This is a genomic window from Rouxiella sp. Mn2063, assembly GCF_049319665.1.
In the GTDB taxonomy this organism is placed as follows: Bacteria; Pseudomonadota; Gammaproteobacteria; order Enterobacterales; family Enterobacteriaceae; genus JBMOUD01.
In genome coordinates, this window is record NZ_JBMOUD010000005.1 from 79,610 (window position 1) to 93,290 (window position 13,681).

Here is a 13,681-nt window from a genome sequence, read left to right on the forward strand (position 1 = left end):
ATGACAACCTTAACCCGCTTTCTCCCCAATGATCGCATCATCCGTCTACAGTTGCTGATCATTCTGGCCGTCGCCCTACTGTTCTCCTTTACGCTGGGTGGCCGTTTTTTCAGTTTGGGTAATTTCCAGTCTATCTCGTCCCAGTTACCCATCCTGGGCATGTTAGCCTTGGGAATGGGTATTACCATGTTAACCGGTGGTATTAACCTGTCGGTTATTGCCGGTGCCAATGCTTGCTCACTGGTGATGGCAGCAATATTGGTCGCGCATCCTAATCAACCGCTGTTTTTGTTATTAGCAATACTGGCAGGTTTGGCGGTCGCGCTAGCCATTGGTTCGCTAAATGGGGTATTGATTGCCTACATCGGTGTGTCACCAATTCTGGCATCACTGGGCACCATGACGTTAATTGCTGGATTAAATATTCTATTGACCAACGGCGCGGTGATTTCCGGTTTCCCTCACGCCATCCAGTATCTCAGCAATGGCAGCCTATTAGGCATTCCGGTTGCCCTACTGCTGTTTTTACTGGTGGCCGTGCTGCTTTGGGTTTTACTCGAACACACCACGCTTGGCCGCAGTCTTTACTTGATGGGTTCTAATGAGCAGGCCACTCGTTTTAGTGGCGTCAACACTCATAAAGTTACCATCGCCGTCTATGTACTATCAGCGTTGCTCGGCTGGGGTGCTGCGCTATTGATGATGTCAAAATTCAACTCAGCAAAAGCCGGTTATGGTGATTCTTACTTGTTGGTCACAATCCTGGCCTCAGTACTCGGTGGGATTAATCCAGACGGCGGTTTTGGCCGTGTACTGGGTTTGGTATTAGCGCTCATCGTATTACAAATGCTGGAAAGTGGTTTGAACCTGATGGGAGTCAGTAGTTATTTGACCATGGCGTTATGGGGCGGCGTGCTGATCCTGTTTATCGCTTTACAAAATCGTAAATCCTGATCGACTTAGAGAAAACGATCGGTCTCAAGAAAACGATCGACTTCAAGAAAACTAATGGGAAAAAAACATGGCGAGTTATTTTATTGGCGTAGATGTCGGCACTGGCAGTGCTCGCGCAGGCGTGTTTGATATAACAGGGCACATGATTAGCCAAGCTAGCCGTGAGATCACCTTATTCCGCCCACAGGCTGATTTTGTTGAGCAATCCTCGGATGAAATTTGGCAAGCGGTATGTAACGCGGTGAAAGATGCAATGAATCAGGCTGATATCAACCCGATTCAGGTTAAAGGATTAGGCTTCGATGCCACCTGCTCACTGGTGGTACTCGACAAAGAAGGTAAGCCACTGACAGTCAGCCCGTCTGGACGTAGCGAGCAAAATATTATTGTGTGGATGGATCACCGAGCAATAACTCAGGCTGAGCGAATCAATGCTACCGGCCATCGGGTGTTGGAGTTTGTTGGTGGAATTATTTCGCCGGAAATGCAAACACCGAAACTGCTGTGGCTCAAACAACATATGCCAACAACCTGGAGCAATGTCGGTCATTTATTTGACCTGCCTGACTTCCTGACATGGCGTGCCACGCAAGATCAGACTCGCTCCCTATGCTCTACCGTGTGTAAGTGGACTTATATCGGTCATGAAGATCGTTGGGACCCAAGTTATTTCAAAGAAATCGGGCTGAGTGACTTGCTGGAGAACAATGCCGCGAAAATAGGTAGCGAAGTGAAAACCATGGGCCAACCCTTGGGGCATGGCTTAACCCAGAGAGCAGCCAGCGAAATGGGGTTGATGGCAGGTACGGCTGTCAGCGTATCCATTATTGATGCCCACGCGGGGAGCCTCGGTATTCTGGGTGCCAGCGGCGCGTCAGGAGAAACAGCGGATTTTGATCACCGCATTGCCCTGATTGGCGGCACGTCGACTGCGCATATGGCGATGTCACGCAGTGCACGCTATATCGGTGGTATTTGGGGGCCGTACTATTCCGCTATTCTGCCTGACTACTGGTTAAATGAAGGCGGCCAATCCACTACGGGTGCCTTGATTGATCATGTTATCCAGTCGCACCCTTGCTACCAAGACCTGCTCAAAAAAGGCAAAGATAGTGGCAAAACGATTTATGAAGTACTCAATAGCATTCTGCGTAAGATGGCGGGCGAGCCTGAGAATATTGCGTTCCTGACCAAAGATATTCACATGCTGCCCTATTTCCACGGCAACCGTTCTCCACGTGCTAATCCGACCTTAACGGGTACCTTGACCGGTCTTAAGCTGTCGCGCACGCCTGAAGATATGGCATTGCACTATTTAGCCACTATTCAAGCATTAGCACTGGGAACACGCCACATCATAGAAACCATGAATCAGAGTGGTTATAGCATCGATACCATGATGGCCAGCGGCGGCGGTACCAAAAACCCGGTGTTTGTGCAGGAGCATTCTAACGCCACTGGCTGTGCCATGTTGCTACCAGAAGAAAGTGAAGCCATGCTGCTCGGCAGTGCCATGATGGGCACGGTTGCGGCCGGTGTTTATGATTCGCTGCCAGAAGCGATGGCGGCGATGAGCCGCATCGGTAAAACGGTGACACCGCAAACCAACAAAATAAAAGAGTATTACGACCGCAAATATAAGGTGTTTCATGAGCTTTATCATGACCATATGAAATACCGCCGTTTGATGCAGGAGCAGGCGTAATTACCATAAAAAAACGGGAGCGTTGGTGGCTCCCGTTTTTATTGATGCGCTATTTAGCTTAGCTACGCAGACCGCGGCCGCGCTCAATCAGATACCAAGCCAGAAGGTAGAACACCACGATAAAGGCCAGTAACACACTCATAGTAAAGACCAAAGGCACATCGGTGATACCTAAGAAACCAAAGCGGAAACCACTGATCATATAAACAATCGGGTTAAGCTTGGATACCGCCTGCCAGAACGGTGGCAATAGTGTCACTGAGTAGAATACCCCGCCCAGATACGTCAACGGTGTCAGCACAAAGGTCGGGATCAGGCTGATATCATCAAAGGTGGTAGCAAAGACCGCATTTAAGAGCCCACCTAATGAGAACAGAATAGCCGTCAGCAAAATAGTCAGCGCGACTATCCACCAAGAGTGAATTTGCAGATGGACAAAGAACAGTGAAACGGCTGTCACTAACATTCCGACGCAGATACCGCGAGCCACGCCGCCGCCAACATAACCGGCAATAACGACATGCGTGGGCACCGGCGCCACCAGCAGCTCTTCAATGTTGCGCTGGAATTTAGCGCTAAAGAACGATGACGCCACGTTGGCATAAGAGTTGGTAATAACCGACATCATGATCAGCCCAGGCACGATAAATTGCATATAGCTAAAACCGTGCATATCGCCGATTCTTGAACCGATCAGGTTACCAAAGATAACAAAGTACAAAGACATGGTGATAACCGGTGGCACCAGGGTTTGCACCCAGATGCGGCCAAAGCGGTTAATCTCTTTTGCCCAAATACTTTTTAGCGCCACCCAATAGAGTTGTGACATTATTTTTTCCTCTCACTGCTATTAACCAGGGTGACAAACAATTCTTCTAACCGGTTAGCTTTATTACGCATACTCAATACTTGAATGCCCTGTGAGCTCAACTGACTGAATACAGCGTTAAGCCCTTGCTCACGCATCACTTCAACTTCCAGCGTCGAGGTATCAATCAAGGTACTTTTGTAGCCTTCAAGCTGTGGCAACGGGCTTTTCGCCGCCAAGTCTAAGACGAAGGTTTCTGATTTCTGCTTAGAAAGCAGATTTTTCATGCTGGTGTTTTCCACCAGCTCACCATGCTGAATAATGCCGATATTACGGCACAGCATTTCGGCCTCTTCCAGATAGTGAGTGGTGAGAATAATTGTGGTGCCTTGCGCATTCAGCTCTTGTAAGAAGCTCCACATCGAGCGGCGCAATTCAATATCTACTCCGGCGGTCGGCTCATCCAAAATCAATAATTTTGGTTCGTGCATCAGAGCACGAGCAATCATCAAGCGACGTTTCATCCCGCCCGATAACATGCGAGAACGTTCATTACGTTTGCCCCACAAATCTAACTGAGTGAGGTATTTCTCAGCACGCTCAAGCGCATCTGCACGCTTAACGCCGTAGTAACCAGCCTGATTCGCCACCACTTGCATGACGGTTTCAAACGGGTTGAAGTTAAATTCTTGCGGAACCAGGCCAAGTTGTCTTTTAGCGTTAACGATATCTTTATCAATATCGTAGCCAAAAACGCGAACTTTCCCGGCTGTTTTATTCACCAGAGAACTGATGATACCGATGGTTGTAGACTTCCCTGCACCATTTGGCCCAAGCAGCGCATAAAAATCACCAGCTTCAACACGTAAATCTATTCCGCGTAAAGCCTGGACGCCACCTGCGTAAGTTTTGGTCAACTTCTCCAGTTCTAATGCGTATGTCATAAGTGAAGTCTTACCTTTTTTAGATGTCTTATTTTCTTGTTTACTGCGTCTTGTTTACTGCAATGAACCGCTTATCAGTTTTAAAATCGCGGGCATTCCCCTATATTAACCCATCGCGGTTGGTTCTTTACAGGCTATAAATTCTCATGACGAGCATAGAAACACTTATTAACAACAACGCAGCTTGGTCAAAAATCATGGTCGAGGAAGATCCTGGTTTCTTCGAACGGTTAGCATTGGCCCAGAAGCCGCGGTTTCTGTGGATCGGCTGTTCCGATAGCCGAGTACCTGCCGAAAGATTGACCGGTCTTGAGCCGGGGGAACTTTTTGTGCACCGCAATGTAGCAAATCTGGTCATTCATACCGATCTCAACTGTTTGTCAGTCGTTCAGTACGCGATTGACGTCCTCGAAGTCGAGCATGTGATCATTTGCGGCCACTATGGCTGCGGTGGTGTACAGGCTGCGGTTGAGAATCCAGAGTTAGGTTTGATCGACAACTGGCTGCTGCATATTCGTGATATCTGGTTCAAACATAGTTCGCTGTTAGGAGAACTGCCACCAGATGAACGCTTGAACAGACTGTGCGAACTGAACGTTGTTGAGCAGGTTTACAACCTTGGCCACTCAACGGTGATGCGTTCTGCCTGGAAACGAGGCCAGAAAGTCAGTATTCATGGCTGGGTTTACGGCCTGCAAAACGGTCAACTGAGAGATTTGGACGTGACATCAACCAGCCGAGAAATACTTGAGCAACGGTATCGACAAGGGGTTTCAGCGTTGCTGCAAAAACCGTAGCAGGGGCGGTTTCCTTAAGCCGGAATGGCTTAACATCGTCCAGTTTAAGGGCTGAACCGGCGTACATTTCGATTTGTTCAAGCTTGACCGAGCTTGGGGCGGTTTTGTAAAACCGGTAACGGTGTAAATTTCGGTTTGTTCAAGCTTGACCGGGCTTGGGGCGGTTTTGTAAACCGGTAACGGTGTAAATTTCGGTTTGTTCAAGCTTAACCGAGCTTGGGGCGGTTTTGTAAAACCGGCAACGGTGTAAATTTCGGTTTCTCAAATTCGGAGATCAATTTAGCATTGTAGCCGAAACCGAGCCAAGGGGGGTGGCACCCCCCTTCGCGATCCCACGCCTTTTATCACTTCAATATCCAATCCAGCGGAGGCCATGTTTCAGCAGCTTCCGTGATAGCGCAAATTTCATCCCATCCAGGATACCCGTCTACGGGATTCGAGCCAATGATAAAACGATTGTCTCTCACCACTTGCCGGTGAAATTTTGAGTGCGCTTGGCGGCGTTTAAGGTCAAAGGCGCAGGCAGTTTAGCTTTTGAAGTAAAAAAGTTAGTGGCGCGCTCGAAATGGCGCTGAAGGAGCGGTGAGAAATCGCGAAGTGTTTATTGAGCGAGTCCGAATCCCGACTGAAGGCACTGCGAAGCAGCGGCATTTGCGCCTGTCGTCGCGGTACCTGAAACATGGCCTAATTGGAATCCGCTATAACACCATAAAAAGGCGCGGGATTTTCAAGGGGAGCGCCTCTCCCCTTGAAGCGGCTTAGGCTGCAATGCCATATTAAACACTGCATTTGAGAAGCCGAAACTTACACTACTTTTAAGCCGTTAAGCCGTTAACCCTAAACGGTATTAGGCCCTCCGGGCCTAAAAGCCCTTCTGGCTTAAAGAAACCGCCCAACGTTCGGTCTAACTTACAACGGAATGACTTTACCCACGTATGGCAAATGACGATAGCGCTGCGCGTAGTCAATCCCATAACCGACAACAAATTCGTCAGGAATGGCAAAGCCTACATACTCAACGGTAACGTCAACTTCACGGCGTTCTGGTTTGTCTAGCAAGGTGCAAATAGCCAGAGATTTCGGGCCGCGCAGTTCAAGGATGGCGCGCACTTTGCTCAGGGTGTTGCCTGAGTCGATGATGTCTTCAACGATCAAAACATCTTTACCACGGATATCTTCATCCAGGTCTTTCAAGATTTTTACGTCACGGGTGCTGGACATACCGTTGCCGTAGCTTGATGCGGTCATGAAATCCACTTCATGAGGAACATCAATGGCACGACACAAGTCAGCCATAAACATGAAAGAGCCGCGCAGCAGCCCGACCAGCACCATTTCACTGCCGCTATCGCGGTAGTGCTCGGTGATTTCACGGCCTAACTCGGCAATACGGGTTTTGACTTCCTGCTCGGAAATCATGACGTCTACGCTGTGTTCCATATAAAGCTAACCACCTGAAAAATGAATGTGTATCGCCTCCCGACGGGGAGCACGACCGTTAATGCGCCGGGATTATAACAAACAACCTAGCCAGGAGTCATTCTTACCAAGCAGGGGTGGAGGTATAGCCTTCAGGGTAATGTCGTCTGGTAATCCGCGATACCCGGGCATAGCACACTTAGGGGCGCTCCGGCGGATAAACCGCTATGGCCCCAACAGTGTGCTCTCCCTAATAACGGGCTTTAGCAGCGTCTGAGTGAGTAAAAATTTCTGACCGAGCTAAGGCCAGACAAGGCGTGGTTGCTAAGAAAAAAGCACAGTTTACATCAGTAAATGAGCATTTTTTCGTGCGGCCACAACGTAGTATGGCCGACGCGCAACCCCCTTGACCGAGCGAGCTAAGGCCAGACAAGGCGTGGTTGCTAAGAAAAAAGCGCAGTTTACATCAGTAAATGAGCATTTTTTCGTGCGGCCACAACGCAGTATGGCCGACGCGCAGCTGGTCAGGAGGAGACGGTGAAGCCGAGCATCATCCCCGTATCCTCATGCTCTAACAAATGACAATGCGCCATATAAGCATTCTTTTTATCCGCCAGATGGTTGAACTGCACCAGTACTTCGCTGCGACCACCTTCAACTCTGACGATATCTTTCCAGCCTTGGCGATGGGCCGGAACCGGTTTGCCATTTTCGCTGAGGATACGGAATTGCGTGCCATGAATATGGAAAGGATGCAGCATCATGTCGCCTTCACCAGAAATGGTCCATTTCTCGAACTGGCCCTGTTTGACATCGAACGCTGGGTTGTTCATATCGAAGGCTTTGCCGTTGATTTTATTACCAGACATAAAATCATAAGGCGCTGAGTGAGCCATTGTCATCTTGCTGTGATCGCTATCGGACATCCCAGCCATATCGTGCATACCTGCCATATCGTGCGAGCCAGAAGTGCTTTGCATGCCAGGCATTGAAGCCATATCACCGCTTGCGTGGCTATCCATACTCATACCGGCCATTGCCTGGTGACCGTAACGATCCATCAGGGCTTGCATTCCCTGTTGATCCAGCTGCGGGTCCATCGATAGTTGCAGTAAGCGAGTCGGTAATCCATCGGTCGGAATCAGCGCAGGGACTGGGATCAGCGTATCCGGAATGAGGATCATGCCTTGTGTCGGTGTTGGCTGAATACGCAATACCGGCAAGGGTTGATCGAAAGGCGCGAGCGTCATCCCCATTTGCGTGACGGGCAATGTCACCAAATCAAACGGTTTGGCATCGCTACATTCCACCAACACCTCAAAGCGCTCGCCCATCATCATCGGTAGTTCGGTCACTTTTACCGGTTCAGGTAAGAATCCACCATCGCTGGCGATAACATACATTGGGCGCTGGTCGCTGGTACTGATATTTAGCGAACGCGCATTACAGCCATTGAGCAGGCGCAAGCGTAACCAGCCACGCGAGACGGCAAATTGCGGGTAAATAGCGCCATTAGTCAGCATATGCTGACCGAACCAACCGACCGCCGCGCTCATGATATCGAGTTGATAATCGATTTGTCCGGCATCGTTCAGGCGTTTGTCTTGTAAAATAACCGGGATGTCATCAACTCCCCAGCGCATCGGCAGGGCGAGTTGATCGCTATGTTCATCTTCGATCAGCACTAATCCGGCGAGCCCCATCGCGACCTGATATCCCGATTTTTGATGAGGATGAGGATGGAACCAGCAGGTTGAAGCTGGCTGATCGATCATAAATTCGGTTTGATAACTGGCGCCGGGGGCAATAACAGCTTCAGGCCCGCCGTCAACATTGCCGGGGATAAGCAGCCCGTGCCAGTGCACGGTGCTCGCTTGTGGCAGCCGGTTATTGATGCTGACGTTAACTTTCTTGCCGCTGCGTAATCGCAGGACGGGGCCAAGGACATCAGCATTTACGCCCCAAGTATTGGTTTTGACTCCCGGTAAAAACTGGCTCTGCCCCTGCATTAAATTAAGGGTAAATTTGCCATGGACGTCCGGCTGCAAAACCGAAGGTATTGGCAGTGCTGGCCGCTCTGCAGCAAATGCCATCCGGCTCCAGCCCGGCAATGCGCTAGCCGCACCACACAAGGCGGTCCATTTAATAAAATCACGACGAAGCATAAGCGGTTCCTTGTCTGAATGAAGGGATTTATACGACGATGGCTAGCCTACACTTTCCCCTAAGGACAAGGTCAAGCCTGATTAACTCGACAAACTGATTTTAGGTACTCGTATCTCTTGGGCATAAAAAAGAAATTTGGCGCGAGTCTGAGCAAATATGATAACGTCGATTGCATTTACTATGAGCCACGATCCTGTAAAAAAACAATACTATGAAAAAATTAACACTAAGCGTGTTTTTACTGACTTTGCTTGGATTTTCCACAGCAAGCCAAGCACTCACAGAGCCGGAAGCAGAAGATTTAGCCGATTTAACAGCGGTGTTCGTTTATCTGAAAAATAACTGCGGTTATGAGCAATTACCGAATGCACAGATCAAACGAGCCATTGTGTTTTTCGCGCAACAAAATCGTTGGGATTTAAGCAATTACAATGATTTTAATATGCAAGCAATGGGCGAAGATAGTTATGAAGACTTAAGCGGCATCGCAGTTGCTAAGCCTTTGAAATGCCAATCTCTGGCGCGTGAGTCACTGAGTTTATTGACCTACAGTAACTGATTTAAGACAGATAACGCCGATTCTCCAGCCAACTCCTGCGTCCCTCTTTTGGGGATATGACGCAGGCTATTTTCATCAGGATTTTTCTTATTACCCGCTCTTTTCTCTGTACATCTTTTGTCACTTATTGCTGGCAGACTGTTACCTTCAAACTTTACTCACCGCAGAGACAGCCGTGCATGGCATACCAGAATTGGTTATCATGCCGCGCCTGTTTTCATATCTGAAAATTGTTCAGGAGGAACACCTTAATGTCTGACGATACGTCGAAAAAGCATTTGTGGAATGAGACGCTGCATGACAGCTTCGGCCAATATTTCAGCGTTGAAAAAGTGCTGTATCACGAGAAGACTGATCATCAAGATCTCATTATTTTTGAGAATGCAGCGTTAGGCCGAGTCATGGCATTGGATGGTGTGGTGCAAACCACTGAACGTGATGAGTTTATTTATCACGAAATGATGACTCACGTCCCGCTGCTGGCGCATGGCCATGCCAAGAAGGTGTTGATCATCGGCGGCGGTGATGGCGGAATGTTACGTGAAGTCTGCCGTCATAAAGCGGTTGAACAGATCACCATGGTCGAAATCGATGCTGGCGTGGTCGACTTTTGCCGCCAGTACCTGCCGAACCATAGCGCCGGGGCTTACGAAGATGTGCGTTTCAAACTGGTCATTGAAGATGGCGTTAACTTCGTTAATCAAACCACAGACAAGTTTGATGTGATCATTTCTGATTGCACCGATCCCATTGGCCCCGGAGAGAGTCTGTTCACCTCCGCTTTCTATGAAGGCTGCTCGCGGTGCCTGAATCCAGGTGGGATCTTCGTGGCACAGAATGGCGTTTGTTTCTTGCAGCAGGATGAAGCCATCAATAGCCACCAAAAACTCAGCCGTTATTTTAGCGACGTTAGTTTCTATCAGACCGCTATCCCAACCTATTACGGCGGGATCATGACCTTCGCTTGGGCGACAAATAATCCACAATATCGCCAGATTGATAGCCAGAGGTTGCAGGCGCGTTTTGAGGCAGCAGGCATGATATGCCGCTATTACAACCCAGCTGTCCACATTGGTAGCTTTGCGCTGCCCCAGTATCTATTGAATGCACTGTCTATTAAATAAGGCTGGCATCCATAAGGAGGTGAACTAAATTGCAAAAGCTGAAACTACACGGCTTCAACAATCTGACCAAGAGCCTGAGTTTTTGTATCTACGATATCTGTTATGCCAAAACTGCGGACGATCGCGATGGCTATATCGCTTACATTGACAAAGAATATAACGCCAATCGCCTGACCGAGATCCTGACCGAGACCTGCTCAATTATTGGCGCCAACGTTCTGAACATTGCACGCCAGGATTACGAACCACAGGGTGCCAGCGTAACGATTTTAGTCAGCGAAGAGCCGGTCGATCCTCGTGATGTCGATACCACCGAACACCCTGGCCCGCTGCCAAGTTCAGTGGTTGCTCACCTCGATAAGAGCCACATTTGCGTACATACCTATCCTGAAAGCCATCCCGAAGGCGGACTTTGTACTTTTCGTGCAGATATCGAGGTGTCGACCTGCGGTGTGATCTCTCCGCTGAAGGCACTCAATTATCTGATCCACCAGTTGGAATCTGACATCGTCACTATTGATTATCGCGTGCGTGGCTTCACCCGTGATGTGAACGGTGTGAAGCACTATATCGATCACTCGATCAACTCAATCCAAAACTTCATGTCTCAGGATATCAAAGCGTTATATGACATGATGGACGTCAATGTCTATCAGGAGAACATCTTTCATACCAAGATGAAATTGAAGGCATTCGATCTCAATAATTATCTATTCAACGCCAAGCCGAACGAACTGCATGCCACAGAGCGGCAAGCGATCACCGATCTGTTATACAAAGAGATGCAGGAGATCTATTACGGCAGGAATATTCCGTCTGTGTGATGGCAGTTGGGTGTAATCAAGATGAGGTCGCGATTTAACACTGCGGCCCTTTTCTGACACGTTCTCATAGAAAGTAAATAATATGTACGTAGATAGTATAATCTATCTGATAAGAAATATTCAGCACGCTATATATAAAAACCTATATAAACATTCTATTTATTTTTTCAATGCTGCCTTTCAATTCATTATCAATATATAAATGGTCTACTTTATTTATAACCCCCTTAATTTTATTGAATATTTCTTTTGGGTCTTTCAACTTTTTACTGTCTATTGTAGACAGTGCGGTAATCAGTTCACCATCATAATACTCTCCTGCTAAAGGATCCTCAGTCAATACATTTAAAACATTAGGAATCAAATGCTCAATAAAAACCTCCTGTCTAACTGCTTTGCAAAGATCCCCTATAGCAAGACTATCAATAGGCACATCAAGTACACTCTCAAACCATAGCTCAAGTGGCGATTGTTGGCTTAACTCAGTAGCTGATTTTTTATTTCCCATCAATTCACGAAAAGTAGTCATACGAATAAACCCTAAAACATAAATAACCGAATATTATTTATTGAACAAATCCAATGCAATAGATAAATAAAGTTTATCTTATTTTTTTAATGACCTTGAGTAGTCTAAAACTGACATTTCTTTGATATTTTGAATAGCTTGTTCTTCAAGCGATAATTCAAATTCAACAATAATTCTAGTACGGCTAATTCTAACTCTCTAGTAAGATTAAATTCTCTATAGGTCATTTTAACTACAAGAGAATCATGTTAGCTATCTGGCCACGCAGTTTACGATGAGCATGCGCCAGGATTACCCTTAAAGGCGGCTGTCTGGCTGACGCGGGGTTTGAGACCGGTACGCCGGTTAACGTTCGGGTGCTGCAAGGCTGTTTGATTATTACCGTGCAAGAACCAGAGCAGGAACCCGAGGTGATGCAGACACTGCGCAAAGTCTGCAAGCTTTCAGCCCGCAAGCAGCGGCAGATAACAGAGTTTATCCAGGTGGTTGCAGCGCCGCAGAAGCGGGCAGAGAGGAAGGGATAACTGACTGGTTGATAAAGTAAAATCCCGGCTTGAGGGCCGGGATCTTTGCTATTTTAAAATATAATCGAACTTATCATCCCAAGAAAATTTTATATCTTGCTGTTTTGTCCGCTCAAAAATCTGAATGATTTTATTAAAATAGTCTCCAAGACGTTGTTTTGATAAATCAGAATGCGTCCAAATTATATTTACAGGCCTTTCAACATCCGTACTCAACCGATCCCATAGAGCATCTAAATTGTGTCCATAATAAGGACCAAAATTCAGTAATTCAGCCAAAATACTATGGAACTGAGACTCGGTATATATATTTGATCCGTCGATCATTATGTCATTTTTACTCATTTCCACGTGCCTATTGAAGTCGCTGACTTGTAGTGATCCGTTGTGATATATAGCAAACCATCATCTGAATATAACAATCTTGTTCCTGCCTGATTACTCCTAGACATTGTATTATCTAAGCCTACATCTGCCTCACGCCACGTTCTCCCCGGCATAGAAGGTAATATATTGTTTGAGTTTTCAAAAATATCACCGCCTATCTGACCATTCTTTGGAGTGTTATTCAAGGCTTTACCTGGCTTCCATCCATTAGCCATAGCTTGAGTTTTATCCACATAATTTTGAGGTAATTTCCCAGTATTACGTAAACTATCTACAACTTCATTTGCTGCCTGAGTTGTCTTCAAATCCATCTTCAAACCGGCATAATTGGCTGCATTGTGTGCGGTATTTTCACCGTTGGACGGTTTACTTTCCGGCTGGCTACTGCTTCCCGGCTTGGTTGCAGGTGCTGAGGATTTCACTTCAGGAGTTACCTCTTCTTTGACTCCCTTCGTCCCATATACCCCAGCAAGCGCCGACGTTATCCCATGCAACTGCATCGCCGTATCATAACGGCTCGCCGCTGTCTCCCAGCTCACACCCGATGATTTCGCTATCGCCGTGATGGCCTGGTCACGCGTTACGCTTCCCGCATCCAGTCCCCGTAGTATACCACTGAGATTATTCGCATCTTTTGGATACAGGTCTTTATACAACAGAGAGTAGGTAACATTTTCGCCATACTTTTTCAGCGCTTCTTGGGACGGGGCTATCAAGGCACCACAGGCTCCGCTGCCTTTATTACCATTCGTACAGGCGGCTTGTATCGCCAGATCTCGCGCCTTGTCTGTTTCCTTGAGTTTCTCTAGTTTTTCTTTTTCATCAGGCGTTAGGTTTCCATTTTTCTCTTTACGCTCCAGAACTCCTTTCTGTTCAGCCTCCTGCACACTCAGCCAGTTATTCTCCACAACCGTCTTACCAGTCTGCGCTCCCGCGACTGT

Annotated in this window: 14 protein-coding genes; 7 read left to right on the forward strand and 7 right to left on the reverse strand. The window is 47.5% G+C overall.

The genetic code is table 11. From position 1 onward, the window contains the following. Together ACL9RG_RS09810 and ACL9RG_RS09815 are read left to right on the forward strand one after the other, a co-directional pair. A complete protein-coding gene (locus tag ACL9RG_RS09810; protein WP_422792417.1) occupies window positions 1-954 on the forward strand; it encodes an ABC transporter permease in 954 nt (317 codons plus the stop codon). A gap of 67 nt (window positions 955-1,021) precedes the next feature. Further along, on the forward strand, window positions 1,022-2,659 hold the full coding sequence (locus ACL9RG_RS09815; RefSeq protein ID WP_422792418.1) for an FGGY-family carbohydrate kinase: 1,638 nt from the start codon (window positions 1,022-1,024) through the stop codon (window positions 2,657-2,659). 58 nt (window positions 2,660-2,717) lie between these two features. Here the strand turns inward: ACL9RG_RS09815 and ACL9RG_RS09820 are convergent, their stop codons facing one another. Then, window positions 2,718-3,488 (reverse strand): ABC transporter permease, encoded by a 771-nt coding sequence (locus ACL9RG_RS09820; RefSeq protein WP_422792419.1) that lies wholly within the window; start codon window positions 3,486-3,488, stop codon window positions 2,718-2,720. Next, a complete protein-coding gene (locus tag ACL9RG_RS09825; protein ID WP_422792420.1) occupies window positions 3,488-4,411 on the reverse strand; it encodes an ABC transporter ATP-binding protein in 924 nt (307 codons plus the stop codon). The genes ACL9RG_RS09820 and ACL9RG_RS09825 overlap by 1 nt, the downstream gene beginning before the upstream one ends. A 146-nt stretch (window positions 4,412-4,557) precedes the next feature. Between ACL9RG_RS09825 and can the strand changes: the two genes are divergently transcribed. Continuing rightward, window positions 4,558-5,208: a carbonate dehydratase gene (can, locus tag ACL9RG_RS09830; RefSeq protein ID WP_422792421.1), complete on the forward strand. Its 651-nt coding sequence runs from the start codon at window positions 4,558-4,560 to the stop codon at window positions 5,206-5,208. A 909-nt stretch (window positions 5,209-6,117) separates the two neighbouring features. On the opposite strand, the gene hpt is transcribed toward can, so the two are convergent. Further along, complete coding sequence (hpt, locus tag ACL9RG_RS09835; protein ID WP_422792422.1) at window positions 6,118-6,648, reverse strand: hypoxanthine phosphoribosyltransferase; 531 nt, start codon at window positions 6,646-6,648, stop codon at window positions 6,118-6,120. 503 nt (window positions 6,649-7,151) lie between these two features. Then, complete coding sequence (gene cueO, locus ACL9RG_RS09840) at window positions 7,152-8,792, reverse strand: multicopper oxidase CueO (RefSeq protein ID WP_422792423.1); 1,641 nt, start codon at window positions 8,790-8,792, stop codon at window positions 7,152-7,154. Window positions 8,793-9,004: 212 nt separating this feature from the next. On the opposite strand from cueO, the gene ACL9RG_RS09845 reads away from it, so the two are divergent. The 3 genes from ACL9RG_RS09845 (at window position 9,005) to speD (ending at window position 11,300) form a co-directional block, all read left to right on the forward strand. Next, window positions 9,005-9,352 (forward strand): YacC family pilotin-like protein, encoded by a 348-nt coding sequence (locus ACL9RG_RS09845; protein WP_422792424.1) that lies wholly within the window; start codon window positions 9,005-9,007, stop codon window positions 9,350-9,352. Between the two features lie 251 nt (window positions 9,353-9,603). Continuing rightward, a complete protein-coding gene (gene speE, locus ACL9RG_RS09850) occupies window positions 9,604-10,476 on the forward strand; it encodes a polyamine aminopropyltransferase (protein WP_422792425.1) in 873 nt (290 codons plus the stop codon). Between the two features lie 29 nt (window positions 10,477-10,505). Continuing rightward, window positions 10,506-11,300 (forward strand): adenosylmethionine decarboxylase, encoded by a 795-nt coding sequence (gene speD, locus ACL9RG_RS09855; protein ID WP_422792426.1) that lies wholly within the window; start codon window positions 10,506-10,508, stop codon window positions 11,298-11,300. Between the two features lie 142 nt (window positions 11,301-11,442). Here the strand turns inward: speD and ACL9RG_RS09860 are convergent, their stop codons facing one another. Next, window positions 11,443-11,829, reverse strand: a complete 387-nt coding sequence (locus ACL9RG_RS09860; protein ID WP_422792427.1) for a contact-dependent growth inhibition system immunity protein — start codon at window positions 11,827-11,829, stop codon at window positions 11,443-11,445. A 290-nt stretch (window positions 11,830-12,119) separates the two neighbouring features. Between ACL9RG_RS09860 and ACL9RG_RS09865 the strand changes: the two genes are divergently transcribed. After that, the gene (locus ACL9RG_RS09865; protein ID WP_422792600.1) at window positions 12,120-12,353 is read left to right on the forward strand and encodes a SymE family type I addiction module toxin; all 234 of its coding nucleotides are present in this window, start codon (window positions 12,120-12,122) and stop codon (window positions 12,351-12,353) included. A gap of 48 nt (window positions 12,354-12,401) precedes the next feature. Here ACL9RG_RS09865 and ACL9RG_RS09870 read toward each other — a convergent pair whose 3' ends face one another. After that, on the reverse strand, window positions 12,402-12,698 hold the full coding sequence (locus tag ACL9RG_RS09870; RefSeq protein ID WP_422792428.1) for a barstar family protein: 297 nt from the start codon (window positions 12,696-12,698) through the stop codon (window positions 12,402-12,404). After that, entirely contained in the window at window positions 12,695-13,648 is a 954-nt protein-coding gene (locus tag ACL9RG_RS09875) for a DUF6862 domain-containing protein (protein WP_422792601.1), read from the reverse strand. The genes ACL9RG_RS09870 and ACL9RG_RS09875 overlap by 4 nt, the downstream gene beginning before the upstream one ends. Between the last annotated feature and the right edge of the window lie 33 nt (window positions 13,649-13,681).

Coding starts and splice junctions, on each gene's coding strand:
- ACL9RG_RS09815 (WP_422792418.1), top strand. CDS start 1,022: ATGGCGAGTTATTTTATTGGCGTAGATGTCGGCACTGGCAGTGCTCGC.
- ACL9RG_RS09825 (WP_422792420.1), bottom strand. CDS start 4,411: ATGACATACGCATTAGAACTGGAGAAGTTGACCAAAACTTACGCAGGT.
- ACL9RG_RS09860 (WP_422792427.1), bottom strand. CDS start 11,829: ATGACTACTTTTCGTGAATTGATGGGAAATAAAAAATCAGCTACTGAG.
- speE (WP_422792425.1), top strand. CDS start 9,604: ATGTCTGACGATACGTCGAAAAAGCATTTGTGGAATGAGACGCTGCAT.
- ACL9RG_RS09820 (WP_422792419.1), bottom strand. CDS start 3,488: ATGTCACAACTCTATTGGGTGGCGCTAAAAAGTATTTGGGCAAAAGAG.
- hpt (WP_422792422.1), bottom strand. CDS start 6,648: ATGGAACACAGCGTAGACGTCATGATTTCCGAGCAGGAAGTCAAAACC.
- ACL9RG_RS09845 (WP_422792424.1), top strand. CDS start 9,005: ATGAAAAAATTAACACTAAGCGTGTTTTTACTGACTTTGCTTGGATTT.
- can (WP_422792421.1), top strand. CDS start 4,558: ATGACGAGCATAGAAACACTTATTAACAACAACGCAGCTTGGTCAAAA.
- ACL9RG_RS09870 (WP_422792428.1), bottom strand. CDS start 12,698: ATGAGTAAAAATGACATAATGATCGACGGATCAAATATATATACCGAG.
- cueO (WP_422792423.1), bottom strand. CDS start 8,792: ATGCTTCGTCGTGATTTTATTAAATGGACCGCCTTGTGTGGTGCGGCT.
- ACL9RG_RS09810 (WP_422792417.1), top strand. CDS start 1: ATGACAACCTTAACCCGCTTTCTCCCCAATGATCGCATCATCCGTCTA.